Raw genomic sequence first — 26,814 nt, 5'->3', positions numbered from 1 at the left:
TGTGGATAACGTGTTTATAGAGGTGGACAACCTGTGAATATACAAATTATTACCGTCGGAAAGCTAAAAGAAAAGTATTTAAAGCAAGGAATAGCGGAATACCAAAAACGGCTCGGAGCGTATGCGAAGGTCGAAATTATCGAAGTTCCAGATGAAAAAGCCCCAGAACAATTAAGTGAAATTGAAATGGAGCAGGTGAAAAATGCAGAGGGAGAACGGATCCTCACAAAAATAAACCCGGATGCCCATGTCATTGCACTTGCGATTGAGGGAAAGCAGCAAACATCAGAACAACTCGCCAAAAACATAGATCAGCTTGCTACATACGGAAAATCGAAAATCGCTTTTATCATCGGTGGATCCCTCGGACTAAGCCAAGCCATCCTCAACCGATCCAACGACCAACTCTCCTTCTCCAAAATGACCTTTCCACATCAACTTATGCGGCTAATACTATTAGAGCAGATATATAGAGCATTTAGAATTAATCGGGGGGAACCGTACCATAAGTAAATGAGGTTTTTCTAATTTTTTTGTAAAGTTTTTTGCATAAAATTTAATTGCTGAATAATTTTTGAGCCAATGACTGAGAAGGGGGAAAAGCCCCAATGTCATTGGCCTTACTAATTGGTTAAGGAAGTAACACGGGTTCCAATACCATGTTTATTATGCTACAAATTCAAACTGCCGGACAAGTTGGACTGTCAATAGATTTAGTTACATTCGCTCAAAATGCAAGTTCTTCCCATTCAACTATGGCTAGCCCCTCTAGAGTAATGCTTGGAGCGTCGTTATGCGGTATTCAATCTCAAGAGAATAGTTTGTTGAAAAGTATATCGCTGATTTTTTTAGGCGCATTTGTGATTCGTTAAATTGAGTGGTAATGTGCTCGAATCAATGATTTTTAAAGGCATCGTAATTTTTGAGTGGTTCGTTTTCCGATGAATTTGAACGACTAAATCTAGAAATAACTGTTGAAAGATCTCTGGATTGATCGTATTGAGTCGTCGTGACAGCTGCGAATAAAGCAATAATTTTAAAAATGAATCCGTCGTAAGTTTTTTCGTATAATGATCTAATTTCATGGTTTTCACGTTTTCTTCAAATAATTGAAGATTTATCGGTGAAAACCATTGTCCAAATGAAGTTTTTGGTGTAATCTTGTCCATGAGATTGGTCCTTTTTAGTGGATTTGGACGGGTTACCACCTGACTCTATCCATTATAAAGGACTTTTTCTTTGCACAAATTGAAATTATTGAAGATTTTGAGTATTTTTATAATTAGGTTTTGTTAATGCAACATTAGTGATATTTTTATAGTGATGAAGTTCATTTTTTATCGTTTTTGGGGGAAATCTGTTTCCTTAGCTTGATGGGCAGAGGGTTCTACCAACAAAACGCAAGCAAACTCAACTTAGTCAAAAGTGGCTACTACGCAAAAAAAGCCCCCACTTCAATTAGACCGTAAGACCGATAAGTGGCGGGTAATTCACAACAGGCAATTATGGAATTGATTCTAATATAAAGTTAATAATTTTTTCGGTAATTTGCAAAAATTTATGGTAGTCTAGATAGTAGAAGCAGATTTATTAAATATAAAATAAATTAGAGGGAAAAATGAAAAAGAATATGAAGACACGGCAGATAATTCTTAAAGCTGCCCTTGAATGCTTTATTAAGGATGGTTATGTAAACACGTCCATTAGTGATATTGTCAAATGCTCTGGTATAAGCAAGGGTGGTATATACTGGCATTTTAAGAGTAAAGAAGAAATGTTTGTTCAAATGATTGAAGAAGAGTATGAACCATGGCTTAATAGTATCCAGTCTACTTTATCAACAATTTCTGATCCTATTGAAAAACTTAAAAAATATGGGGAAATGTTTTATTCTCAAATTGATATCCCGGTTTTTAAATTGATACCGGAGTCATATTGGGGCGAAGTTGGAGAACATTATCGTGAAAGACTGAATAGATGCTATTCTAAAGATGATGAATTAATACACGCTATTTTTACAGAAGCTGTTAACAAGAACCAAATCCAAATATCCGATGCAAAAGCATTAACCTGGATTTATATCTCAATGTTAGAAGGACTTTTTGCAAAGTTATCACTTCGATGGGAAGATAAAGAGGAATTAGTAAAGTATTTTGAACAAGGTATAAATATTTTTTTAGAGGGCATTAGGGTTAATAAAGATACAAATTAAAAGCTAAAAAACCCCCTGGTCTGACGTAGTTATGATTATCTTGCATAAAGTCTTTTTAACCCTCACGACTCCCAATAGGAGTTTGTGAGGTTTTTTTGTAGAATTGGACTTCTGGCTATTCTCCAATATAACCTTCGATAAATTCCCCATTCATATACCCGTTGTTTCTGAACACCTAGTCCAATAAGTTTCTTCATTTTAGTCTTTGGTTTCTTCCATTCCTCTTCTTCCAATTACAAGGACTCGGAGGTAAAGAAGTATCTTATCCATATTTTATTTATAAACTTGTTCTATAACTATTTATATTACTTATAATTTTCTAAAATTTCAAAAAACAATTGACTCCTAATTAAGTTATGCATTAAAATAATTACAGACCGGTCGTCCGGTTTTCGAAAAATTGAATTTAAGGGAGGGGGGATAGCGTCTGACTCAGCACCTACACTATAACTTTTAATGAGACAGAAGCCGTTCTAAATTCGTGAGGTCAGATATCTTATTATTAAAATGAAAAGGGGAAAGTCAAAATGGCAAGAGTAATTAAAAACACCACACCTAAAAAAGATGGTTTTAGAATTCCGGGGGAATTTGAACCGCATAAGGGGTCAATTATCATATGGCCGGAAAAAGGTTTTGCTTTCAGAGATGGAGGCAAACCTGCACAGGAAGTTTGTGTTATTGTTGCAAATACAATTGCTGAGTATGAGGAAATGACGGTCATCTGCTCTGCGGCGCAGTATGAAAATGCAAGAGTAAGATTGTCAGAAAAAGTTCGTGTTATTGAAATGTCAACAAACGAGGCATGGGCTCAAGATAAAGGAGCTTTTTATGTTATTAACGATGAGGATGAATTAAGAGGAGTTCAGTTTGGTTTTAATGCATATGGAGGTTTAAATGAGGGACTTTACTTTCCTTGGGACTTAGATAAACAATTTGCACAAAAACTATTTGAACTTGAAAATATAGATTCATATGATGCAAGGCATTTTATTCTTGAGGGCGGTGCTACGCAAGTAGATGGAGAAGGCACTATTATTTTGACAGAACAATGTAATCTGAATCCAAACCGAAATGGTGATATGTCCAAAGAGGAAATAGAAAGAAATTGCAAAGAATACCTTGGTTTGGATAAAGTCATTTGGATTAAAAGAGGTATGTTATACGATGAAACTGATGGTCACATTGACGACATTTGTTTTTTTGTCAGACCAGGGGTTATTGCTCTTTCATGGGTTGATGATGAAAATCATCCGCAGTATTCAGTATTCAAAGAGGCTTATGATACTTTAAGTAAGGAAACAGATGCAAGAGGTAGGAAATTTGAGATTCATAAAATATACATACCGGAAATTATTTATATTACAGAAGAAGAAAATAGAGGCTTTGATGTAGTCGCGGATGCCGCACCTCGTGAATCAAATCAGCCATTAGCTGTAACTTATATTAATGGATGTTTTATTAATAGCGCATTTTTAGTTCCACAATTTAATGATCCTCGGGATCAAGAGGCTATTAAAAAGTATCAAGAAATTATGCCGGACAGAAAAGTAATTGGTCTCCCGACAAAAGAGTGGTCTCTAAGTGGTGGCAATATTCATTGCATGACTTTAGCTCAGCCTAACCATAAATTTTGGGAGAAAAAGATGTTATAAACTAAATAAATATCAGGATACATCCTTGGTATTTTCAATTGGATAATCAGTATACTTATGAAAAATTCCTTTGTTCCATCTTTAGTAATATAACTATTCAATTGCCGTTGTATAATACCCAAACCTTAAAGGAGGAATGAGTGTGGATAGTGCCTTAAAAGAACCAAGTATGAATACGGATGTTAATGAAGGACAATTAAAACGCACATTAAAATTGAGGCATGTTATTTTTATTGGTTTGGCGTATATGGCTCCACTTGCCGTTTTTGACACGTTTGGTATTGTTTCCGACATAACAAACGGACATGTTCCAGCAGCTTATGTATTAATTACTATTGCGGTACTATTTACTGCCTACAGCTATGGTCGAATGGTTAAAGCATATCCCACATCGGGGTCTGCTTATACCTATACAAGAAAGACGATGAATTCTTACCTAGGTTTTTTGGTGGGATGGGTTGCATTACTTGATTACATCTTTTTACCTATGATTAATGCGTTACTTTCTAGCATTTATCTTTCAGCGGCATTTCCGAACGTGCCACCATGGATATGGATTTTTGCTACAATTGTAATTACTACGGGACTTAATCTTGCTGATATAAAACTGGCCGTTATCATCAACTATTTTATGGTTATCATTGAATTTCTTGTTGCGATTCTTTTTGTTGTCTTTACTATTCGGGGAATTATAAATGCTGAGGATGGAAAGTTATTCTCTGCAACACCATTCTTCAGTGGAGAAATGTCCTTTTCTAATATTTTTGCAGGAGCATCCATATTGGCACTATCATTTCTAGGCTTTGATGCAGTCACAACATTGTCAGAAGAAACAATTGAACCCAAAAAAACAATACCTAAGGCGATCTTCGTTATTGCCTTTGTGGCGGGTATCTTCTTTATTGCAGTATCCTATTTTATGCAGGCTTTGTTTCCTGACATTTCCGTTATAGAAAACATAGCTGGTGCCTCTCCTGAAATCGCCAAGTATATCGGTGGAGCCCTCTTTCAGGCCATATTTATCGCTGGTTATCTCATCGCCGTCCTCGCCTGTGGCTTAACTCAACAAATGAGTGCTTCTCGCTTATTATATGCTATGGGTCGAGATGGTGTCTTACCGAAAAGGTTTTTCGGGTATATCCACCCACGTACAGGAGTTCCAATTTTAAATATTTTGTTAATCGGGGTATTAGCATGCTCGGCCATGTTTTTAGATTTAGCAAGGGCAGCATCCCTTATTAACTTTGGAGCCTTTATCGCATTTTCGTTTGTTAACTTATCCGTTATAATGTTTTTCCTTAAACACCAAAAACCGAAAAACTTTACAGTAAAGTCAATTATATCCTCAATCATTGTACCGCTAATAGGGTTAGGATTCAATCTGTATTTATGGTTTGAACTCGACTTTTCCGCTAAAATAGTAGGATTTATATGGGCTGCTATCGGTGTGGTGTATCTGTTGCGTGTAACTAGATTTTTTAGAGTCCAGCCTCCTCAATTTGATGAAGATAAATAATGATAAGCTAGTCTAAGCAGAATTCTATACTGGCAATTATTAATAGCAATGTTAGTTAAGCAAATTGTATGTATTTTAAAAAATCTTCCTGATCATTGAAACCATCAATCAGGAAGATTTTATGTTTAATTTGTTTTACCGGAATGTTGAGTGCTTCTCTTATGGCCTCTCTGTAATTCGACTTCACTTTTTAAACCTTTCAGTAATGAGTAACACATGACGAGCATGATCACTGCAAAGGGGAGAGCGGCTGCGATGGAGGCGGTTTGCAATACGTTCAAACCACCTGCTAAAAGCAATACAGCTGCTACAGCAGATTGAATGACGCCCCATGTCATTTTTATTTTATTGGAAGGATTTAAAGTTCCGCCTTCACTTAGCATTCCCAATACGAAGGTTGCAGTATCGGCAACGGTTATATAATAAATGGATACGACGGCAAACCCCAAGATACTTAATAGTGAACTTAATGGCAGATAATCAAAGAATGTGAAGATCGACAAGGACACATTTTCAGTGATGAATGTCGCCAGTTCATTATTCCCTGTGTTTTGAACGATGTCTAGTGCTGAGCCGCCAAATATGGACATCCAAAAGCATGTTCCGAGAGTGGGGACGATTAACACGCCAATCACAAATTCCCTCACTGTTCTTCCTTTTGAAACGCGGGCAATAAACATACCGACGAATGGTGCCCAGGCAATCCACCATGCCCAATAAAATAAAGTCCATGAGGCAATCCATTCCCCTTCACCATAAGGCTTTAACCTTAAACTCATATGTACAAAGTCACTAATATAGAGACCCGTTGTATTAAAGAGGACTTTCATAATCGTCGTAGTTGGACCGACAATCAAAATCAGCAGCATGATCGTAAAGGATAAAATCATCGCTGTATTCGATAAATATTGGATTCCTTTCTCTAAGCCGGTATTGATTGAGATAATAAATAGGACTGTTGCGACTGCAATGACAATCAGCTGAACGAATAACTCATTGGGAACCCCGAATATGTCATGCATTCCCGCCGTTACTTGCATGGCACCAAGACCTAACGATGTGGCGATACCAAAAACGGTTGCAAAAACAGACAGGACATCAATCGTTTTTCCGATCGGTCCGTAGATTCGATCACCTAGGATCGGATGGAATGCTGAACTAATGGCTGCCGGAAGCTTTTTGTTGTATTGAAAAAAGGCAAGGGCTAAACCGATCACCGTGTAGATAGCCCATGGATCTAGTCCCCAATGAAAAAAGGTATATTTCATTGCCGTATTGGCTGCTTCCTGAGAATAACCTTCCCCATAGGGAGGAGTTGTATAATGGGTGACGGGTTCGGCAACACTCCAGTAGACAATTCCGATTCCCATTCCAGCACCGAACAACATCGCGAGCCATGATGCGGTTTTGAAACTAGGCTTGTCTGTTTTTTTACCTAACCGGATATCACCGTATTTCGAAAATAGTAAATAAATGGAGAAGATCACAAAGAATAGGGTCGCACCAAGATAGACCCACCCAAGGTAATCAATTGAACCATTATAGATCGTATTGGTGACTCTGGCGAGGTTATCTGTAAAAAAGACCCCCCATATAATAAACGTAACGGTAAGTATTAACGAGATGATAAAAACACTATTTCCAGTTCGATTTTTGCTACTCATAGAACCCTCCTTATAAAGTGGAAGAATAGGTTATTGTAGTTAAAAAGTTCAGTATCCGAAAGTACGGTCACTTATCAAGTAGATTGTAGAGAAACTCCCACTTGTCGGTCTTCATCAATTCTTCCTGCGAGACTTCTAAACCGCCCCCAAGATAAACCGTTTGACCCTTTATTGCGATTACCATCGTTTCAAATGATTCATTGCTGTCTTTCTGAATATATATATCCCCTAATGTGGGCAACTGTTCACTGTTTGGATTAGTAAAATGGTGTGGCCCAATGTCATCTAAGTTTTCTGCAGGAATACCTTCAAAGTTTTGATAATCAATAGGGCTGCTGCCATTAACACGGCCAGGTACCATTAATAGATATTCATTATGCTTGACTCCGTGAGAATTAGTTGTGGTGACCCCCTGTTTCTCAACAGTTTCAACCACTTCAATTTCATTTAGTGAATACGTATCCAGGGAATCAGGCATAGGATGGTGTATTAAAATATGATCGCCTTCTTCAGCTTTTCGATCCTTACTGAGCGTATAGGCTTTGTTATTATATATAAAGCTGTCAAGTTCCTTTGGTTTGTATCTTTCCACACCAGTTGCATTCGTTAAAACCTGTGTTAAATCCCTCAGTCTTATCAGATGAACGGATTTTTTATACATCGGTTTTACCCCATATACCCTATGTAACTCATTGTTATAATATACAAAATGTCCTTTTCTGACTTGAAATAGTTTCACGAATAGATCTCCCTTCCAGCATATAAACCTTAAGTTATGTAATAGCTAAAAGAATTACTGTGATATGTTTATACACAACTTATTTTTCTCTGGATCATTTTTAGAATGTCTTATTTTAGAAAAAATATGATGTTAGAAGTTGAAAGATATTCAGCATTTAATAAAAGAAAGGGATGGAGGGTAACAGGGAACATTAAATCTCCCTGGGGATATTAAAGGGATGCTTCATCAAGAAAACTAAAAATGGATATATATTTGTGAAGACTTTGCATTTTGTTATGATGGAATGTAGATAACTAAAGATAACATTGAATGCTTTGATTTTTTACATATAAAAAGCTATTTCAAAAGACAAGAGAAGAAAGGGAGAAACGATGACAAAGAGTAATGAAGCAGGATGGAACTTAGATAACAGTTATGCCCGTCTGCCAGAATCGTTGTATTCCAGCGCCAAGCCAACTCCTGTAAACTCACCGGAGTTAGTCATTCTCAATAATCAGTTAGCAGCGTCCCTCGGTTTAATTGTTCAACAGTTGCAAAGCGAAAATGGCGTTGAGGTTTTTGCTGGAAACGAGGTTCTCGAAGGTGGTTCTCCTCTTGCTCAAGCCTACGCGGGACATCAATTCGGACATTTTACAATGTTAGGAGACGGTCGAGCGGTTCTGCTAGGCGAGCAGATTACGCCTCAAGGTGAGAGATTTGATATTCAGCTTAAGGGATCAGGCAGGACACCATATTCTCGTGGGGGTGATGGCCGGGCGGCACTCGGACCAATGCTGCGGGAATACATCATTAGTGAAGCGATGCATGCACTTGGAATTCCTACTACCCGCAGTCTAGCCGTCGTGACATCCGGTGAATCGATCATCCGTGAAACCGAGCTACCGGGTGCAATTCTGACCCGTATTGCTGCGAGTCACTTGCGTGTTGGTACTTTTCAATATGTTTCCAGATGGGGCACAGAAGAGGAACTCCGAGCTTTGGCTGACTATACAATAGAACGTCATTATCCTGAGATTAAAGAGGATGAGAATCGTTACCTTTCACTGCTTCAGGAAGTGATTAAGTGTCAAGCTGAGCTTATCGCCAAATGGCAGCTGGTCGGCTTTATTCATGGAGTGATGAACACCGACAACATGGCTATCAGCGGCGAAACGATTGATTATGGTCCTTGTGCCTTCATGGACACGTTTGACCCGGCAACGGTTTTCAGTTCCATTGACAGGCAAGGCCGCTATGCTTATGGCAATCAACCAATTATTGCCGGATGGAATCTTGCGCGATTTGCTGAAGCTTTATTGCCGCTATTGGATGATGATCAGGATCGGGCTATTGAAATAGCCCAGGAGCAGATTTCAGGTGTCAATGACTTATATAACTCCAATTGGCTCGCTGGAATGAGAGCAAAGCTGGGATTATTTAACGAGGAAAAAGAGGATGAGGCGCTAATTGAAAATCTCCTTAAACTGATGGATAAGCATGATGCGGACTATACGAATACGTTCCGTGCACTCACTTTTGATAATGCTAATGATATGGATCTGTTTGATACTGAGGAATTTGCACAATGGCAGGAACAGTGGCAAGCAAGACGAGGAAGACAGGAGGAGTCAAAAGCATCTTCAGATGAATTGATGCGGAACAGCAATCCTGCGGTAATCCCACGGAACCATCGGGTAGAAGAGGCACTGGAAGATGCAGTAGAAAATGGAGACTACAGCGTGATGGAACGGCTTTTGGATGTTCTCTCAAACCCTTACGCACACTCTGCCGAACAGGAAGAGTACGCAACAGTGCCTGAATTAAAAGTTCCTTACCGAACCTATTGCGGTACGTGACATAGAAAACATTTGGTAAATTCCGTTTATTTCCTTTTTACGCTCAAGTAGCACTTGGTTATTAATCGTGCGTGTTCAAAAAGGAGGGTAAAAAGAGCCGAGAAGTTGAGGCACGACAGTCTCGAGTACCGGATCGTATACGTTTAATACGTGAGGACCGGAGAGACCGAGTAACGAAGAAATTCGACAGCTATTTTTACCGGACTTTTTGAACAATCTCTAATCGTAAAAAAATGCTGCCCGTATTTTGTGGCAGCATTTTTTGCATTTCCATGTAAGAGGTAGATTCTATTTTGCTTGAATAGAGGCGTTCTCCTACCTGGAAAGTTATGTACCAAATGAGAATGGAATTTTTATTGACAACATGATGAATTGGAGTAAAATAAAGACAAGTTTAAACCTTCATTAGTCCACGTATTTTATATCTACTTGTTCTCTATCCTACTTTAAGCTATCAAGAAAGCATCCTATTCATATCCTACAGTCCCTGTTACAATTACCTCTGCTGAAAAACATTATCATCTTTAAAACTCTAAACTCTTCCATGAACATCACTTTATTATCCGTCGATTTTAAAAACCACAAATAAGGAGTGAATTGAATGGGTTCTATTTATTCTGCTGTAAAATGCCCTCAGTGTGGTCGTTCTGCTATTGAAGATTTTTATTACAAGAGCGATGAAAGCTATATTATTTGCTATCGGTGCGGATTCAATTATTCCAAAACGATTAGTAAATCGGACAGACGACGAATTGAATATAAGGAGGAAAAGCAGGTCGGGCACGGTGTTTTTTCTTTGGTGAAAAGGAATGGACAGAGAAACATGACATTATTCAACAGTCCTATAAGGAAAGATGATATTGAAAAGTTTACAAAATCTTTCATGGAGAATGATGTTGATCAAGCTGTAAGTTATCTCGTTTCCTATGAAAAAGAAATATTTACGATTCTATTAGGAAAGCCGCCTGAAAATTTCTCTTTATGTTTTGAAGACTATAAGGACAAAATGATAAAGAAATATGGAGAGGATTATGAAGATATTGAGATTATTGTACCTATTGAAGAATAGTTAATGTCCTGTGGTCGCCCCTGTAAGTGAATGTCGGCCCCTTAAATAGATTAGGAGTTTAACGACTTCAGCCTGTTACAAGGTTGATAATCTTTGCTGTTCTAATCTACATTATTAAACAGTTGGGTAAAGGGAAGAACTGGTCCAGAATGACACTGACGATCGTCCTTGGCGTAATCGGAATGCTATCTTTAATAATTGAGCCGATCACTTGGCTCGTTGAGGGTCACTCCATTAATGAGGCTTGGATCTATATTTTATTCTGTGTTTATGAGTATACTTGTTCACATCGCTGCAGTTATTGCGGCACTGATCTGCATGTATCAACCGGCTGCAAACGCATATTTCCGAAAACGTAACCAAAAGGAGTCCATTGAAAAGGGAATTTGAATTGGTTATTGATAAAGCACAGGACATGAGCAGGGCTGATTATACAAGCTTTCATTCGTAAGCTTGTATATTCGGCCTTTTTCTATTGAAAAAAATCTAAATCTAGCGTACCACGAAAGCCCCTATATTGACACAACCCTTATTGTATGATATTAAAATAGTGGTTAGCACTCAAGGAAATAGAGTGCTAAACGTGCTGACAGTTTCATTGGTTGGCCTAGGATATTCATTTATACAATCGAAAGGGGAAACGTGTAATGGCAAAAAAACAATTCAAGGCAGAATCGAAGCGGTTGTTGGAGATGATGATCAACTCGATTTATTCTCAGCGTGAGGTCTTTTTGAGAGAGTTGATTTCCAATTCTAGTGATGCGATTGATAAAATCTATTACAAAGCTTTGACGGACGATGCGTTGCGTTACTACATAAAGGTGTCCGCTGATAAAGAGGACAGGACGTTGAAAATCACCGATACGGGGATTGGAATGGCGAAGGACGAAATGGAAAGCAATCTTGGAATTATTGCCAAGAGCGGCTCGCTATCCTTTAAAAATGAAAACGAATTGAAGGATGGTCATGATATTATCGGTCAATTCGGGGTTGGGTTTTATGCAGCCTTCATGGTAGCTGACGTGGTAACGGTCATCAGTAAGGCATTAGGAAACGATGAAGCTTACAAGTGGGAGTCGAAGGGTACAGATGGATACACGATTGAACCGTTTGAAAAGGATTCAGTAGGTACAGACATTATTTTAACGATCAAAGAGAATACAGAAGATGAGACGTATGATGAGTACTTAGAAGAGCATCGGATAAAAGCGATCATTAAAAAGTATTCCGACTTCATTCGCTACCCGATCAAAATGGATATTACTGAACAACGACCTAAAGAGGGCAGTGAAAATGAATATGAGGATGTAACTGAAGAAAAGGTCATCAATAGTATGGTTCCGATCTGGAGAAAGAACAGAAACGAGCTTACTTCAGAAGATTACGAAAAGTTTTATACGGACAAGCATTACGGTTTTGACAAGCCTTTAAAGCATATCCACATCAATGTCGATGGTGCTGTACGATACAATGCGATTCTTTATATTCCAGAGAATATACCGTTCGATTATTATTCGAAGGAATATGAAAAGGGACTTGAGCTATATTCCAATGGTGTGTTGATCATGAACAAATGCTCAGAGCTGCTCCCAGACTATTTCAGCTTCGTAAAAGGGCTCGTCGATTCCGAGGATCTATCCCTCAATATTTCCCGAGAGATGCTGCAGCATGACCGCCAATTGAAGCTGATTGCAAAGAACATCAGCAAGAAAATCAAAAGCCAGCTGCAAAGCCTGTTGAAGGAAGAGCGGGAGCAGTATGAGAAATTTTATCAATCTTTTGGCCGACAGTTAAAATACGGCGTTTACAGTGATTTTGGGAGCAATAAAGAACTACTGCAAGACTTATTGTTGTTCTATTCATCCAAGGAGAAGAAGCTGGTAACCCTAGATGAATATGTATCGAGAATGCCTGAAGATCAAAACTATATTTATTATGCTACTGGGGAATCTTACGATAGAATCGAAAAGCTACCGCAGACTGAGCTGGTTGCTGATAAAGGTTATGAAATTTTATATTTCACTGAGGATATTGATGAATTTGCCATTAAAATGATCAGAGCTTATGAGGAGAAGGAATTCAAATCTGTCTCAAGCGGTGACTTAGGAATCGAAGGCGAAGACAATGATACGAATTCGGAATCAGAGGATAACGAAAACAAGGAACTCTTTGATCTTATGAAAAACATCTTATCCGATAAAGTAAAGGATGTAAGGGTGTCAAAACGATTGAAATCCCACCCTGTTTGCTTATCGACAGATGGCGAAGTAACCATCGAGATGGAAAAAATCCTGAGCGCTATGCCAGATAACCAAAATGTAAAAGCGGATAAAATCTTAGAAATCAATTTGAATCATGAGGTATTCCAATCATTAAAAGAGGCGTTTGAAAACGATAAAGAGAAGCTTAACTTATATACAAATCTACTATACAATCAGGCACTTCTCATAGAAGGATTACCAATCCACGACCCAGTAGAATTTACAAATGATATGTGTAAAATAATGGTCTGATGAAAAACCAACTTGGAAAGGAAAGTTTTTTCAAAGCTACTGATTACAGCTTATATCAAGCTAAGCATAATGGTAAAAATTAAATCGTATTGGCGAATGCAGAGTCGATATTCAGTATTCGATAGAATTCAAGCAAGGATCAAAACGATATGTAGTGACAGATAAAGAGGAGGCCATTACCCCCTAGTCTCGGGGTAACAGCCTCCTCTTGTAGTTGAAGCAAAATATATTTATATGGAGGTTTGCTCATCTTGTTTTTGGTGTTCTGTTTGATCAATTATTGCTGTACCAGCCAAGTCTCCCGTGACATTTAGGGCTGTACAACCCATTCCAACAATTGCATCAATTGCAGTCAATAAGCCCACCGTTTCCATTGGAAGACCTAACTGGGCGAATACGGTGGCAATCATAATAATACCAGCTCCGGGAACACCTGCTGTACCTATAGATGCCAACGTTCCTACTAATACGACTACCAACATGTCTGTGAAGCTCAAAGGGTCTCCCACTATATTGGCGGCAAAAACGGCAGATACAGCAATACGGATTGCTGCACCGTCCATGTTTATCGTAGCACCTAGCGGTAAGCTAAACCCATAAAGACTTCTGGATAATCCTAGATTTTTTGCAGCATCCAACGTGATAGGCAGTGTACCTGAACTACTCTGTGTAACAAAAGCGGTAATCATTGGTGTACGCGCTTGGGCAAAAAACTTACCAGGACGGACTTTAGACAAAAGCATAAAGATAATATAAATGCCAACCTGTACAATTAAAGCCACATAGAGAACGATGATCATATTCCCTAGAGACAGTAAAGTATCCATCCCTTGGTTACCGACTGTTTTCGCTATGATTGCAAAAATCCCGATTGGAATATATTGTAGGACGACCTTCATAATGGTTAATGTCGCTTCATTTAATGCTTCAACAACTTTATATAAATGCTCACCCAGATCAGCATGTTCTTTCGATGTCCTCATATAGGAGATAGCAACCCCAAAAACGATCGCAGTGAAAATGATCCCTAACAGATTAAGTTCACTGAAAGCCGTCACAATATTTTCAGGTATGATATTTAATAGAACACTCATAACACCAGGGTTCTTAGGGACTTCGAATTCATTATTCGTATCAAAATTCATCCCGCTTCCAGGGTCGAAAATACTGGCGACAATTATTCCGACGACAATGGCTAAAGCAGAAGTCAGCACGTAATAGAGAAATACTTTTCCACCCATACGCCCTAAATTGCCTGCTTTTGTTTGATTTACTCCGACGATTAAAGTGAATAAAATGAGTGGTATTATAAGAAATTTGAGCAAATGAATTAAAATATCTCCAAGAGGTGATAAAACAGCTGCTTGTTGTCCAAAGATTGAACCGACAATAATGCCGAGAACGAGAGCAATGGTAATTTTCAAAATAAGCGATGCATTAATATATCCTCTCCAAATCGCTTTCATAAAACGTCCCCCTCTATCTATTTTGATAGGTTTCCCTACAGTTGTTAGAAATAGTTACCCAACACAATAACCTCATATTCCTATAAATTTAGTCGGAAATTATCTTAATAAGATACAACACATTGCAGGTTCTGTCAAAATCACTGCTTGATAAAGTTCCCTTAAGTTAAATGTGCTATACTATTCTGAAAAAGGAGTGAAATCAATGGAAGATAAGGTGCTAAAGGCGATTCAAGACGATTATTCGGATGATTTTGCATGGTGTTATGGGTGCGGTAGATTGAATGAAGATGGTCATCATTTTCGTACGGAATGGCTAGGGGATCATACAGCTACGATTTATACACCGCAGCCAGAACATACAGCAATTCCGGGTTTTGTTTACGGTGGAGTGATTGCGTCGTTAATTGATTGTCATGGGACAGGATCAGCAGCATTGGCATTGCATCGAAAAAATGGACATGAAGTAGGGGATGGACAGGAGCCTCCTAGATTCGTTACAGCTTCTTTAAAAGTGGATTATATAAAGCCAACCCCACAGGGAGTCCCATTAAAGGCGATTGGAACTATACAAGAGATTCATCCAAAAAAGTGGAAGGTTGATACAGAAGTATTTGCAAATGACACGCTTTGTGTTCGTGGAGAAGTTGTTGCTGTGGTAATGCCTAGTACCTTTCTAAAATAGGACAAGTAAGAAAAAAATTATTCAATTGATTTTTGATAAAAACTGGAATATAATTTATTTATTAGTCAATAAATAAATAGGGAGGACACTAGTATTGGGCAACCGAGTAGATCGCAAAGAACAAATTATTGAAAAAGCCGTGGCGATATTTGCAGAGCTAGGGTATTACAAGGCTACGACAGCTAAAGTTGCCGAAGCCGCAGGAGTGACGCAACCTTATGTGTTTCACTTTTTCAAAAATAAAGAGGAACTTTTCATGGCTGTAAATGATAGGGCAATGAACCGAATATATGAAGCCTTCTCTACAGTCGAGTCACCTCCAAACCGCTTGATGGAGACAATGGGGAATGCATTTACTGATATTATGAAAGCTCACCCAGACGAGACGATAATGGTTATGCAAGCGCATGCTATATCTGAGCCGGAAATTCGGAAGTATGTCAGGGAGAAGTTCCGTTTGATCCATGAGGTGATTACTACTAAATTTCAAAAAGCGGGGATTCCCAACTCTGAAGCGGTGGCATCACAATTTATCGGGACAGGGTTACTCATTACCTTATCTGAAGTATTGGATTTACCACAATTGCTAAATTTTAAGGACACTTTGAAGTAGAGTTAAATAACTGAAACTAGGGTCTGGGCAGCATATGAACTGCCTTCTTTATTTAACTTGTATTTATTTATTGATAAATAAATACTCTCAATAAACGTCATGTGCAATTAAAAATGGTATGAAAGGAATGATTCAATTGTTGAAAATCAGGATTAATGAGATCCACAAAATGTCTAATATAAGGCTGTTTGCAGGAGAAAAGCTGCTTGTGATACTTAGCATGATTGGTTTTGCTTTCGCGGCTGGAATTTCTTTTTACATCGCCATATACGGATCGATCATCCCTCCTGAAGGAAATTTGGAGCGTGCGTTTTCATTCAATGCTGCTTTGGCCTTGTTTACATTGACAATAGCGGCAATTTTACCATTAGCGAATATAAGTCCCCGGAAACGGTCAACTCTACGCTGGGTTATTATAACGACAACGCTGTACGCCTACGCAGTCGAGACAATACAACACTTTAGGGGTATTAATCCACGATTCTCACGTGCAGGTTCCGTAGGAGATTCAATTATTGGTGCTTTGTTCGGTTTGGATTCTTTACTGATCATCATCGTAACAGTATTAATAGCCATTCCCTTTTTTCGTAAAGCACAGACTAATGATCATCCCCTGTTGATACTAGGTATTCGATATGGCTTTATTTCCACGATGATTGCCTTCGGGGGAGGCTTATGGATGATCGCCTTACAAAGCAGGTATATAGGTGAGTATGGAAATTTAATCGTACTTCACGGAATTGGCTTTCATGCTCTGCAAGCACTTCCGATACTAGGACTATTATTGGAGTTGGCAAACATAGAACAGAAAAAGGCAAGGCTGCTTGGTCATACAGGATGTCTCGCCTGGACGTTTTCCCTACTACTGATAGGAATACAAACCGGGCTTGGCCGTAGCGTTTTTGAACTTACTTTATTGCCAATCTTTTCTGGAGTCATGCTGCTTGTTTGGATGGTCACAGTGGTTATCGTTACGTCTGATTTGATAAGGACGGTTGATGTGTCTGACAATCAAGACCACTCTCCCATTTAGTTTGACGAGTCATTAAAGCTGTAATATTAATAAAAGTTCATGTTTCTCCTGTTTTATCAAGTTCCCAGTGGGGTAAGAGGATAATGGGATGTTTTTGATAGATCACTTACAAGGAGGAACTATAAATGAGTGACGAACGTAAAGTGAATGGAAATAGCAAAGATAAGCAACTAGAAGAGTCTCGAGTTAATGACGAAGGCCAAAATATGACAACTAATCAAGGATTAAAAGTTTCCGAGGATGAGTTTTCTTTAAAGGCTGGTGAACGAGGTCCAACGTTGATGGAGGATTTTCATTTTCGGGAAAAAATGACACACTTTGATCATGAACGGATTCCTGAGCGGATCGTACATGCTCGTGGTTTTGCTGCTCATGGTGAATTTGAACTATATAAATCGATGGAAGAGTATACGAAGGCGGGATTTTTGCAGGATCCATCTGTGAAAACTCCTGTTTTTGTACGTTTTTCAACGGTTGCAGGTTCACGCGGATCCGCTGAGACGGTCCGGGATGCACGTGGATTTGCAACGAAGTTTTATACGGAAGAAGGGAACTATGACTTAGTAGGGAACAATATACCTGTCTTTTTCATCCAAGATGCTATGAAGTTCCCTGACCTTGTACATGCACTCAAACCGGAGCCACATAATGAGATCCCGCAGGCAGCATCGGCTCACGACACATTTTGGGATTTTGTCGCCAATAATCAGGAAGCGGCTCACATGGTCATGTGGGCGATGTCGGATCGGGCGATTCCCCGAAGTTTGCGTATGATGGAAGGATTCGGGGTCCATACATTCCGCTTTGTCAATGATCAAGGGAAAGCACACTTTGTAAAGTTTCATTGGAAGCCTATACTTGGAACGCATTCGCTTGTTTGGGATGAAGCGCAGAAAATATCAGGAAAAAACCCTGATTTTCACCGCCTTGATTTATGGGAGTCTATAGAAGATGGTGATTATCCGGAGTACGAGTTAGGTGTACAAATTATAGATGAGGAAGATGAATTTAAATTTGATTTTGATATTCTTGACCCTACAAAATTATGGCCAGAAGAAGATGTACCAGTAAAAATGATCGGGAAGATGACATTGAATCGTAATGTGGACAACGTTTTTGCTGAAACCGAGCAAGTAGCTTTTCATCCAGGTCATGTTGTTCCAGGCATTGATTTTTCGAATGATCCATTGCTTCAAGGTCGTTTATTTTCTTATACAGATACGCAGTTATCACGTCTTGGGGGTCCAAACTTCCATGAACTACCGATTAACAAGCCAGTCTGTCCGTTCCACAACAATCAACGGGATGGAATTAGCCGACAAACCATTAATCAAGGACAAGTGAGTTATCATAACAATTCAATTGCTGGTAATACACCGACTCCTGCACGTGAAGCGGATGGCGGGTATGTGCATTATCAGGAAAAAGTGGAAGGTCGTAAAGTACGGAGTAGAAGTGATAGCTTTAAGGATCATTTCTCTCAAGCAACATTGTTTTGGAACAGTATGAGTGAGCCTGAACAACAGCACATTAAGGATGCTTTTAGCTTTGAACTTGGGAAAGTGAAGAGCAAGTCTGTACAGAAGCAAGTTGTTGATATGTTTGCGAACGTCAATCTGGAACTAGCAACAGCATTTGCGGAAGCAATCGGTGCGGCTCCACCTCAAGGGATGGGTTCTGATGTAACAAAAACGTCTCCAGCACTTAGCCAGGAGAATACAAAGAAAAAGCCCGATACACGTAAAGTCGGTGTAATCATTGGTAACGATTTTAACGGGGCTGAGATTATGTCTGTATTAGATGTATTGAAAGCAGAGGGCATACAACCTGAAATCGTTAGTAATAAGCTTGGAAAAGTAAAAGGGTCAGACAAAACAAAGCTTGAAGTTGACCACACATTCTTAACGGGTGAATCTGTTTTATTTGATGCAATCTATGCTGTAGGTGGAAAAGATGAAGACGAAAAGTTCCGTAAAGATGCAGCGTACTTCATTAACGAAGCATTTTCTCATTTTAAGCCGATCGGCGCCACTCATAAAGGCACCAAATGGTTAAAAGAGAATGGAATAGAGAAAAGTACAGGTGTAGTAACAGGAAAAGACATGAAGAAATTTGCAACTGCGTTCGTTGAAGCGATTTCTGCTCACCGCCACTGGAATCGTAAAATTGTTTAAGCATTAGTTAAGCAGAGAGGAGAAAATCCTCTCTGCTTTTTTTATTGTTCATTAAGAATATAAATTATTAGCTATTTTCAGAATATTTATTGAAATGTAAACGTTTTTATACTAGAATATATTCAACTGGACCATCCACTTGTCAATGGAAGCTATGAAAGGATGATTATTGTGCATGAATGAATCACCTAAAAAAAAGAAACGCCTGTATCATGAGATTGTCGAACACATCAAAGAGGAAATTGAAAGAGGAGAAATACTTCCGGGAGGTAAATTGCCTTCAGAACGGGGATTAGCAACCACGTTGAGTGTGTCGAGAACCTCCGTGAAAGAGGCATTTAGTGTGTTGGAATCATCTGGAGTTGTAGAGATCAAACAGGGAAGCGGCGTTTTCTTACTGAAAAACAGTACAGATGAACTCCTTGCTAAGATCACTATGATTTTTCAAAGCAATTCGATTGATATTGTCGAACTCATGGAATTAAGACAAGCGATAGAAGGAGATGCAGCTTATTACGCTGCTATGCGTGGCGACGAGACAACTATCGAAAGTATACGGAAGGCTTATGAGCGATTGGAAAGAGCGGTAAAAGGGAAGTCCCTCGCTGCGGATGAGGATTTTCAGTTCCACATGACCATTGCAAAAGCCGGACGTAATTCTTTGTTGTATAAGGTTATGGATATGGTTTCTGGAGAGCTTCTTGCTGGATTAGAAGAAAGTCGGGCGAAAACCTTAAAGGTTCCAGGGGAGAGTAAGAAGATCCTTGATGAGCATTTTCGCATTTATGAAGCCATTCGAGACGGAAGTCCACAAACGGCTAGAGAAGCGATGCATAATCATCTCCAAAAGGTGAAGCAAAGATATTTGTAACTTCTTCATTANTGAAGCCATTCGAGACGGAAGTCCACAAACGGCTAGAGAAGCGATGCATAATCATCTCCAAAAGGTGAAGCAAAGATATTTGTAACTTCTTCATTAATAGAGGTTGTTCAAAAAGTCCGGTAAAAATAGCTGTCGAATTTCTTCGTTGTTCGATCTCTCCGGTCCTCACGTATTAATAGCATACGTTCTGGTCCTCGAGATTTTCACGCCTCGAACTTCTCGGCTCTTTTTGTCCTCCTTTTTGAACACGCACTAATAGTTATTATGTAAAACAAAATACGTGAGGTTATTTGGAGGGATTACGATGAAAACAGAAACAGTAACTCAAAATCCACAAGTAAAGACACAAAGCCAGCCAGTGCCGCCGACCACATTCGTCGGAAAACTAAAGACCGTTGGACCGGGGTTTGTTACAGCAGCTACGGGTGTTGGGACCGGAGATTTAATTGCAGCTCTCGTAGCTGGAGCGGCGTTCGGTATGATGTATGGCTGGGCCATTCTGTTGGGCTCCATTTTAAAATTTTTTCTTACTGAAGGAATGGGACGTTGGCACTTAGCTACAGGCACAACGATGCTGGAGGGTTGGCGTGCACTTGGACGTTGGGCTACGGGGTATTTTGGTGTTTATTCGATATTATGGGGATTTAGTTACGGTGCTGCAGCAATGTCTACGAGTGCCCTCATGATGGCCACAATGTTTCCAATCATGCCATTGTGGGCTTGGGCCATTGTTCATGGGTTAGCTGGATTCCTGCTCGTTTGGACCGGACGCTATGGGTTATTTGAACGAATCATGATTGTATTGATTGGAGTTATGTTTATCACTGTTGTTGGTTCAGCTGTCCTAGTAATGCCCGATGTTGGGAACTTACTAACCGGTCTTGTTATTCCAAAAATTGAAAGTGGTTCGTTATTGCTTGTACTTGGATTGCTTGGTGGTGTAGGCGGAACCATTACAATGGCATCTTATGGTTATTGGCTTCAAGAGAAGAACTGGCGAGGAAAAGGATGGGTCCCGATGATGCGGGTTGACACTACTGTAGGTTACGGTATTACTGCACTCTTTACATTATCCTTATTAATTGTCGGTGCGGAATTTCTGTTCGGATCTGGTGTTGAAATTAAAGGGGAACAAGGTTTGGTTACACTTGCAACTCTGTTTGCCGCAGAATTCGGAAGCGTAGCCAAATGGATGTTCCTAATCGGTGCATGGTCTGCAGCTTTTTCATCCCTGTTAGGTGTGTGGAATGGGGTTCCTTATCTTTTTGCCGATTTTGTTCGAATTGTTCGTAAAAAGAAAAACAACACCGAAAAGCCAGTTTCTGAAAAAGATCCAGCCTATCGTTTTTATCTCTGCTGGCTCACATTTCCACCTATGCTGCTTCTATTCTTTGGAAAACCCGTGGCAATCGTTATTATTTATGGAGCACTAGGGGCACTGTTCATGCCGTTCTTAGCGATTTCCCTGCTATGGCTTCTTAATTCAAAACGAATTGATAAAGACTATCAGAATGGGTGGGTGACCAATTCCGTATTAACCGGATGTGTCCTTCTTTTTGCATATCTTGGGGTTATGAAGCTTATTGATATGTTTTAAAAATAGGTCCATTTAAAGGGAATAGAAAGAAAACGTGGTGTTGGCTGACCTTAAGTCACACTTTAAAGGGAGAGGAACAAGAATGATGTATGATTTTACGATTATTGGGGGCGGCATTGTCGGTCTTTCTGTCGGAATGGAGATTAGTCGACGCTACCCTAATGCATCCATTTTACTTGTGGATAAGGAGCCAAAGCTATCACTTCATCAGACAGGAAGAAATAGCGGGGTAATTCATTCAGGAATTTATTATAAGCCAGGGAGCCTAAAGGCGGAATTAGCTCGAAAAGGGAACGAACAAATGGCTCTATTTTGCCAGGAGCATGGGATTGAACATGAGATATGCGGGAAAGTAATCGTTGCAACAAATGAGGCTGAGTTACCGCTGTTGGAAAACCTCCACAATAGAGGGGTGGAAAATCAACTTCAGGTTGAAAGAATTTCTGAGGGCGAATTAAAGACGATTGAACCGCATGTTAATGGAATTGGTGCGATTCGTGTTCCAAGCACTGGAATTGTCAATTACCGACAAGTTGCAGAAGTCTTTGCAGAATTGATTAAGCAAAATGGTGGAGAAATAGCGTTAAATACAGAGGTTGAAGACATTGATATAAAGGATGAAAGCGTTGAAGTTAGGACAAATCAGGGAGTCTTCAAAAGCCGCTACCTTATCAACTGCTCAGGGCTGTTAAGTGATCGGGTTGCCAAAATGGCGAATATCAAAACCGATATGAAGATTGTTCCGTTTCGAGGTGAGTACTATGAATTAAAGCCTGAGAAAAGACATCTTGTCAAACATCTTATTTATCCGGTTCCAAATCCAGATTTCCCGTTTCTTGGAGTCCATTTTACAAGGATGACAGACGGAAGGATATTGCTAGGTCCGAATGCAGTATTGAGTTTCAAGCGAGAAGGTTATAACAAGACAGACATCCATTTAAAAGATATGATTGAAACACTCACTTACCCAGGATTTATAAGGCTTGCGGGTCAAAATATGTCTGAAGGATTAAAGGAAATGGTTCGATCATATAGTAAAAGGGCTTTTATCAAGGATGTCCAGCGATTTATTCCGGAAATAGAAGTGAGTGACATTCAACCTTCTAAAGCTGGTGTGAGAGCACAAGCGTTGGGACCTAAAGGTAATCTATTAGATGATTTTGTAATCATTCAGCATAAACGAACCGTCCATGTATGCAATGCCCCTTCCCCAGCAGCCACAGCATCCATTGAAATAGGGAAGAAGATAGTCAACTATTTTGAAGAGCATACAAGCTCGATGGCAGGGGTCTAATAAAAAAGCCTTAGGGGATGGGTTTGCCACAGTATATACTACTACTGTGGCTTTTCTCTTGCTACCATTATAAACGAACCATCCATTTTCGGAGAACTCTGAAACTAATAAACAACTGGATGGTTGAAGGTAGGGAAAACTGTCTAATATTATCAAGGTTTGTTTAAATTTACTACCCCTCTCTGGCAAGTGAGGGGTTTTTCCAGCTATAAACGAGCCCTCTCTAATCTCCTTCCCCTTTTGGCCTTTCTATCCCCTTAAAGTGAAACTTAACCTCATAATTTATTAGAAACCATTAGTAGTACCTTGATGTTTCATAATCCAACTAATAACAGACATCTATTTTCATTCAATACCTTTCTTGCACTTTTCTCCTTGAATTTTTTTGTTTAAGTTAAAAGTTTACTACTATTTTAATGGGCAAAATTTACACTAGAAAAGATACGAAGGTAGAGAAGGGCAGTAAAGCAACTCCAAAATAAGGATGTATACAAAAACGCACACATGTATACAAAAAGAAAACATGATGTGTGCAAATTCGTGTACAAGTATACAAATATGTGTACATGTTGATATGAAAGATGTTTGCGTGATTGTGTACAAGTATACAAAAATGTACACATGTACACAAAAAAGAATACGAAAAAAGACGCATTGACTAATTGACGTATGTCTAATAGATTTAAACTAGTAAATCACTTTCTATTGAGAGGGGTACTATATTATGACAAAATCTAGAATTGCTGCAGTTGATGTTGGTAATGATGCAGTTAAAGCAAACTTTGGTAAGTTAGAAAACGAATTGTATATACCTAATGTAATTGCAAGGGACATGGAGGACCGTCCTGTCATTGGAATCGAAGAATTGGACGAGAAAGAACCTCTAGATAACCTACATATTCGTGTTCATTCTCCAGCCTTGAAGGAGAATAACGCTGTCTACCGTGTAGGAAATCTAGCAACGAAAACGAATAACTCTACTGAATTGGATCCTGGGAGTAGTAAATCAGAAGAAGATCAGACGTTAGTTATGCTGTTTGCATCTATTGCAATGGATGCCGTCAATCATGATGGCTTCAAACCTTCTAAGAACTCCCAAAGCGTTATTGAAGCAAACTATACACTCGGTACAGGCCTACCCCTTCGAGAAGTTAAGGAAGGAAAAGACGTAGGATACCGTTCTCAGTTGTTAGGATCGGTTCACCAAGTCGAGTTTTTAGTAACGCCGCGTTACCAAGGCATGAAGGTGAATATTAAATTTGATGAAGTGAAGGTATATCCAGAAGGGTTTGCTGCCTATGTAAATCTGGTAATGGATAACGACTTGAATATCATTAACAAAGAGCTGATTGATAAACAAATTCTTATTCAGGATATTGGCGGTCTTTCAACAGATATCGCTGTCATTCGTAATCGCAATGTGGACGACGATAAGGCACAAGGATTTAACCTTGGTGTAGTAGAATCGTTAGAAATGATTCGCGATGAAATTCTGACGAAACATGGTGTCGAATTAGACAGTCGTCGAGATGTTGTGGATATTATTACCCGGAAAAATGATCGACATCACATCATGGTAAAAGGTAGTCGTACTAATGTTCATGACATTACAGACCGGATTCTTCTAGAACTTGCTAAAAAGGAATATCGGTACCTAAGAAATGTATGGCAGAAGAATTCTCAATCCGAGATCTGCTACTTTGTTGGTGGCGGTTCCGCTGTATTAAAAGATTACTTGAAATCATTAAATAATAAGCTAGACGGCTTTAACATTGAGTTCTTTGAAGACGAGAATGAAAGCATTTGGATGATGGCGAATGCGTATTATAAACTGATTTCTGATTTTATTCGTAAGTCTACGAAACAAACGAAAGAAACCAAAGAAGAGAAAAAAGAGACTGCTTCTGCTAAGTAGGGTGATTGTATGAGAGATTCAAAGAAAGGTGTTGAGAGGGGCCAGTCTATCACGTTTCGTATCCCCTCAGATACACCTGATCATCTTTTAAAACAGTTACAAAACCTTAAGGAAAACGAGAGAAGAAATTTTTCGAGCAAAATTGCTCAGTATGTTCTACAGGGGGTTAATGAAACCCTTTCAAAAGAAAGAGAAACAGTAACGATTCCATTACCGAAACATCTTACAAAAGAGCAGCGGAATTGGATTAAGCATGAGCATTCTGAAGCGCTTATTGGAAGCATTCTTTATCAGTTGCTCATTGATCCCATGAGAGCGACTACTCTTCTCGCTTCATTAAATAGTAATTCAATAAACATTGAAGAGGCGTTGTATCTTCAAGAAGAGGCAGCCACGACTCCAGCTTTAGAGGAACCTCCTATTAACAGTGAAGCTGATCCTGGTGAAAAGAGGCAATGGAACGATATAGAAGCTGATTTAAATGATATAAGTTTAGATAATTTACAAGGTGATCTCCACACTCAAATGGACGATAACGAAGACAGTCAGGAAGATGATCCATTAGGAGACTTCCTTTCAAGCATGAACAAATGACACGATTACCTTCATGTTTACTTTTATAAAATGCCACTCTTTAGGTGCATCCACTGTAGTAGGATGTTATTAACCTGAGGGGTGGCATTTTTATTTTTAATTCGGGATAGTAGCGTGTTTTCTGTAAAGCTATTTTCTTTAGTTCCATTATAAAAACAAGAAGCCTGCAGTTAAACCTAAGGCTTTTTATATACTTTTCTTACACGTTAAGAAAGTATAAAAATACTTTCTATAGTATAAGTTCAACTACGGCTCTGACTTCGCCTAAAGGCTCGGCAATCGCCGAGTTTTCTTTATTTTTTTCCGAAATTATCAAATGTAATCTTATTGTTATGTTTGTTTTATTATCTTGTGAACTTTGAAAGATTGTTGCTACGAAAGGATTGCTTTATTACAAACCATTAAAAAGGAACAATAATACGTGAAAATGATGGAAGATTATAACCATTTGTATCCATGACGTGTTTCAACCCTTAAACATAGGGGGTATAGTCCATCTAAACCGATAAACAGCAATCGGAAAGCCATTCAATAGTAAATAATCGAAAGGAGTAAGGTTATATGAGTATCCAGAAAAGCACAGATAGTTCAAGTCTTGCGGAAGTCATTGATCGGATTCTAGATAAGGGGATTGTTATTGATGCGTTTGCTAGAGTCTCCCTTGTAGGAATTGAAATTCTTACCGTTGAAGCACGAGTCGTTATTGCAAGTGTTGATACGTGGTTAAGGTACGCCAACGCGGTTGGATTGCTCCGAGATGACGTACAAGAGGAAGGACTAATGGAACAGCAAGGCGAACGAAGCTCTCAGTTTAGCTTTTAGGAACGGTTCCATCATATAAAACGATTACTCTACCTAGACGGATCAAAATAAATAAGGAAGGGGGATAGGGATGACGCAGAAAATGAAAAGCGAGCAAACACAACATAAAGAAAAAAAAGAACAACAACCTACCGGAAAACGGAACTCGATGAATCGTACTCTAATTGGCGGAGTGGTGGGAGCGGGTATTGGGCTGCTATACAGTCCCTCAACAGGAAAGGACTTCGTAAATCGCCTTGGTCAATCAGAAGTAATGAGAGTGGCAGGGAATGAGTTGAGAAGAACTGCACAGGAAATTGTAACTGAGCAAGCGATGATGGCTTTACGCCAAACGGCATCAGGCTACTTGAGCAAATACGAAGGAAACTTACTTGGTCTAACTAAAGGAAAAGAAGATGAAGAGAACGCGCAGGATGATACAGAAACAGAAGATTCGTCGCAATATAAGGAATTAAAAGAGGAAAATAAGAATTTGAACGATCAGCTTCAGCGAATCGAACAAAAGTTAAATGAATTGCTGGATGCTAAAAGTTAA

At 39.1% G+C, this 26,814-nt stretch carries 21 protein-coding genes and 2 pseudogenes; 19 read left to right on the top strand and 4 right to left on the bottom strand.

Going from position 1 to position 26,814, the window contains the following annotated elements; all coding sequences use genetic code 11:
* Nucleotides 1-33 precede the first annotated feature (33 nt).
* Together rlmH and NON16_RS25580 are read left to right on the top strand one after the other, a co-directional pair.
* Nucleotides 34-513: a 23S rRNA (pseudouridine(1915)-N(3))-methyltransferase RlmH gene (rlmH, locus tag NON16_RS05805; RefSeq protein ID WP_257347656.1), complete on the top strand. Its 480-nt coding sequence runs from the start codon at nt 34-36 to the stop codon at nt 511-513.
* 134 nt (nt 514-647) lie between these two features.
* Nucleotides 648-872: pseudogene (locus NON16_RS25580) on the top strand (L-lactate permease); the annotation flags it as partial.
* On the opposite strand, the pseudogene NON16_RS05800 reads toward NON16_RS25580, so the two are convergent.
* Nucleotides 852-1,169: pseudogene (locus NON16_RS05800) on the bottom strand (DUF4372 domain-containing protein); the annotation flags it as partial. The pseudogenes NON16_RS25580 and NON16_RS05800 overlap by 21 nt on opposite strands.
* Nucleotides 1,170-1,618: 449 nt before the next feature.
* Between NON16_RS05800 and NON16_RS05795 the strand changes: the two are divergent.
* The 3 genes from NON16_RS05795 to NON16_RS05785 all read left to right on the top strand — a co-directional run bounded on the left by NON16_RS05795 (nt 1,619) and on the right by NON16_RS05785 (nt 5,380).
* Nucleotides 1,619-2,212 (top strand): TetR/AcrR family transcriptional regulator, encoded by a 594-nt coding sequence (locus NON16_RS05795; RefSeq protein WP_257347655.1) that lies wholly within the window; start codon nt 1,619-1,621, stop codon nt 2,210-2,212.
* 527 nt (nt 2,213-2,739) lie between these two features.
* Nucleotides 2,740-3,864, top strand: coding sequence for an agmatine deiminase (gene aguA, locus NON16_RS05790; protein ID WP_257347654.1), 1,125 nt, complete (start codon nt 2,740-2,742; stop codon nt 3,862-3,864).
* A gap of 169 nt (nt 3,865-4,033) precedes the next feature.
* A complete protein-coding gene (locus NON16_RS05785; RefSeq protein ID WP_257347681.1) occupies nt 4,034-5,380 on the top strand; it encodes an APC family permease in 1,347 nt (448 codons plus the stop codon).
* 125 nt (nt 5,381-5,505) lie between these two features.
* Here NON16_RS05785 and NON16_RS05780 read toward each other — a convergent pair whose 3' ends face one another.
* On the bottom strand, nt 5,506-7,044 hold the full coding sequence (locus tag NON16_RS05780) for a glycine betaine uptake BCCT transporter (protein ID WP_257347652.1): 1,539 nt from the start codon (nt 7,042-7,044) through the stop codon (nt 5,506-5,508).
* 67 nt (nt 7,045-7,111) lie between these two features.
* Entirely contained in the window at nt 7,112-7,783 is a 672-nt protein-coding gene (locus tag NON16_RS05775; protein ID WP_257347650.1) for a hypothetical protein, read from the bottom strand.
* Between the two features lie 374 nt (nt 7,784-8,157).
* Here NON16_RS05775 and NON16_RS05770 point away from each other — a divergent pair, with 374 nt between their 5' ends.
* From NON16_RS05770 to htpG, 3 genes are all read left to right on the top strand, one after another.
* Nucleotides 8,158-9,621 carry a protein adenylyltransferase SelO gene (locus NON16_RS05770; RefSeq protein ID WP_257347649.1) on the top strand — a complete coding sequence of 488 codons (1,464 nt, stop codon included), beginning with the start codon at nt 8,158-8,160 and terminating at the stop codon, nt 9,619-9,621.
* A gap of 601 nt (nt 9,622-10,222) precedes the next feature.
* Nucleotides 10,223-10,690, top strand: a complete 468-nt coding sequence (locus NON16_RS05765) for a hypothetical protein (protein ID WP_257347648.1) — start codon at nt 10,223-10,225, stop codon at nt 10,688-10,690.
* 647 nt (nt 10,691-11,337) lie between these two features.
* The gene (gene htpG / locus NON16_RS05760) at nt 11,338-13,203 is read left to right on the top strand and encodes a molecular chaperone HtpG (protein ID WP_257347647.1); all 1,866 of its coding nucleotides are present in this window, start codon (nt 11,338-11,340) and stop codon (nt 13,201-13,203) included.
* Between the two features lie 230 nt (nt 13,204-13,433).
* Here htpG and NON16_RS05755 read toward each other — a convergent pair whose 3' ends face one another.
* Nucleotides 13,434-14,669 carry a dicarboxylate/amino acid:cation symporter gene (locus NON16_RS05755; RefSeq protein WP_257347646.1) on the bottom strand — a complete coding sequence of 412 codons (1,236 nt, stop codon included), beginning with the start codon at nt 14,667-14,669 and terminating at the stop codon, nt 13,434-13,436.
* Nucleotides 14,670-14,874: 205 nt separating this feature from the next.
* Between NON16_RS05755 and NON16_RS05750 the strand changes: the two genes are divergently transcribed.
* The 11 genes from NON16_RS05750 to gvpT all read left to right on the top strand — a co-directional run bounded on the left by NON16_RS05750 (nt 14,875) and on the right by gvpT (nt 26,814).
* Complete coding sequence (locus NON16_RS05750; protein ID WP_257347645.1) at nt 14,875-15,354, top strand: PaaI family thioesterase; 480 nt, start codon at nt 14,875-14,877, stop codon at nt 15,352-15,354.
* Nucleotides 15,355-15,448: 94 nt separating this feature from the next.
* Entirely contained in the window at nt 15,449-15,967 is a 519-nt protein-coding gene (locus NON16_RS05745) for a TetR/AcrR family transcriptional regulator (protein WP_257347643.1), read from the top strand.
* Nucleotides 15,968-16,136: 169 nt separating this feature from the next.
* Nucleotides 16,137-17,000: a hypothetical protein gene (locus NON16_RS05740; protein WP_257347640.1), complete on the top strand. Its 864-nt coding sequence runs from the start codon at nt 16,137-16,139 to the stop codon at nt 16,998-17,000.
* Between the two features lie 125 nt (nt 17,001-17,125).
* Nucleotides 17,126-19,174 carry a catalase gene (locus NON16_RS05735; protein ID WP_257347639.1) on the top strand — a complete coding sequence of 683 codons (2,049 nt, stop codon included), beginning with the start codon at nt 17,126-17,128 and terminating at the stop codon, nt 19,172-19,174.
* 175 nt (nt 19,175-19,349) lie between these two features.
* Entirely contained in the window at nt 19,350-20,045 is a 696-nt protein-coding gene (locus NON16_RS05730) for a FadR/GntR family transcriptional regulator (protein ID WP_257347638.1), read from the top strand.
* Nucleotides 20,046-20,361: 316 nt separating this feature from the next.
* Nucleotides 20,362-21,654 carry an Nramp family divalent metal transporter gene (locus tag NON16_RS05725; protein ID WP_257347637.1) on the top strand — a complete coding sequence of 431 codons (1,293 nt, stop codon included), beginning with the start codon at nt 20,362-20,364 and terminating at the stop codon, nt 21,652-21,654.
* Nucleotides 21,655-21,739: 85 nt separating this feature from the next.
* Nucleotides 21,740-22,948, top strand: a complete 1,209-nt coding sequence (lhgO, locus tag NON16_RS05720) for an L-2-hydroxyglutarate oxidase (protein ID WP_257347680.1) — start codon at nt 21,740-21,742, stop codon at nt 22,946-22,948.
* Nucleotides 22,949-23,672: 724 nt separating this feature from the next.
* Nucleotides 23,673-24,863: a ParM/StbA family protein gene (locus NON16_RS05715; RefSeq protein WP_257347635.1), complete on the top strand. Its 1,191-nt coding sequence runs from the start codon at nt 23,673-23,675 to the stop codon at nt 24,861-24,863.
* Nucleotides 24,864-24,872: 9 nt separating this feature from the next.
* The gene (locus NON16_RS05710) at nt 24,873-25,457 is read left to right on the top strand and encodes a hypothetical protein (protein WP_257347634.1); all 585 of its coding nucleotides are present in this window, start codon (nt 24,873-24,875) and stop codon (nt 25,455-25,457) included.
* A gap of 561 nt (nt 25,458-26,018) precedes the next feature.
* Nucleotides 26,019-26,279: a gas vesicle structural protein GvpA gene (gene gvpA, locus NON16_RS05705; RefSeq protein WP_257347633.1), complete on the top strand. Its 261-nt coding sequence runs from the start codon at nt 26,019-26,021 to the stop codon at nt 26,277-26,279.
* A gap of 70 nt (nt 26,280-26,349) precedes the next feature.
* Nucleotides 26,350-26,814 carry a GvpT/GvpP family gas vesicle accessory protein gene (gene gvpT / locus NON16_RS05700; protein ID WP_257347632.1) on the top strand — a complete coding sequence of 155 codons (465 nt, stop codon included), beginning with the start codon at nt 26,350-26,352 and terminating at the stop codon, nt 26,812-26,814.

It is taken from the genome of Pseudalkalibacillus decolorationis (assembly GCF_024609785.1).
GTDB lineage: Bacteria > Bacillota > Bacilli > Bacillales > Fictibacillaceae > Pseudalkalibacillus > Pseudalkalibacillus decolorationis.
Note: the sequence above shows the minus strand (reverse complement) of the source record. Positions and strands in the feature narration are given on the sequence as shown.

Coding starts and splice junctions, on each gene's coding strand:
- NON16_RS05795 (WP_257347655.1), top strand. CDS start 1,619: ATGAAAAAGAATATGAAGACACGGCAGATAATTCTTAAAGCTGCCCTT.
- aguA (WP_257347654.1), top strand. CDS start 2,740: ATGGCAAGAGTAATTAAAAACACCACACCTAAAAAAGATGGTTTTAGA.
- NON16_RS05785 (WP_257347681.1), top strand. CDS start 4,034: ATGAATACGGATGTTAATGAAGGACAATTAAAACGCACATTAAAATTG.
- NON16_RS05780 (WP_257347652.1), bottom strand. CDS start 7,044: ATGAGTAGCAAAAATCGAACTGGAAATAGTGTTTTTATCATCTCGTTA.
- NON16_RS05770 (WP_257347649.1), top strand. CDS start 8,158: ATGACAAAGAGTAATGAAGCAGGATGGAACTTAGATAACAGTTATGCC.
- NON16_RS05765 (WP_257347648.1), top strand. CDS start 10,223: ATGGGTTCTATTTATTCTGCTGTAAAATGCCCTCAGTGTGGTCGTTCT.
- htpG (WP_257347647.1), top strand. CDS start 11,338: ATGGCAAAAAAACAATTCAAGGCAGAATCGAAGCGGTTGTTGGAGATG.
- NON16_RS05755 (WP_257347646.1), bottom strand. CDS start 14,669: ATGAAAGCGATTTGGAGAGGATATATTAATGCATCGCTTATTTTGAAA.
- NON16_RS05750 (WP_257347645.1), top strand. CDS start 14,875: ATGGAAGATAAGGTGCTAAAGGCGATTCAAGACGATTATTCGGATGAT.
- NON16_RS05740 (WP_257347640.1), top strand. CDS start 16,137: ATGTCTAATATAAGGCTGTTTGCAGGAGAAAAGCTGCTTGTGATACTT.
- NON16_RS05735 (WP_257347639.1), top strand. CDS start 17,126: ATGAGTGACGAACGTAAAGTGAATGGAAATAGCAAAGATAAGCAACTA.
- NON16_RS05730 (WP_257347638.1), top strand. CDS start 19,350: ATGAATGAATCACCTAAAAAAAAGAAACGCCTGTATCATGAGATTGTC.
- NON16_RS05725 (WP_257347637.1), top strand. CDS start 20,362: ATGAAAACAGAAACAGTAACTCAAAATCCACAAGTAAAGACACAAAGC.
- lhgO (WP_257347680.1), top strand. CDS start 21,740: ATGTATGATTTTACGATTATTGGGGGCGGCATTGTCGGTCTTTCTGTC.
- NON16_RS05715 (WP_257347635.1), top strand. CDS start 23,673: ATGACAAAATCTAGAATTGCTGCAGTTGATGTTGGTAATGATGCAGTT.
- NON16_RS05710 (WP_257347634.1), top strand. CDS start 24,873: ATGAGAGATTCAAAGAAAGGTGTTGAGAGGGGCCAGTCTATCACGTTT.
- gvpA (WP_257347633.1), top strand. CDS start 26,019: ATGAGTATCCAGAAAAGCACAGATAGTTCAAGTCTTGCGGAAGTCATT.
- gvpT (WP_257347632.1), top strand. CDS start 26,350: ATGACGCAGAAAATGAAAAGCGAGCAAACACAACATAAAGAAAAAAAA.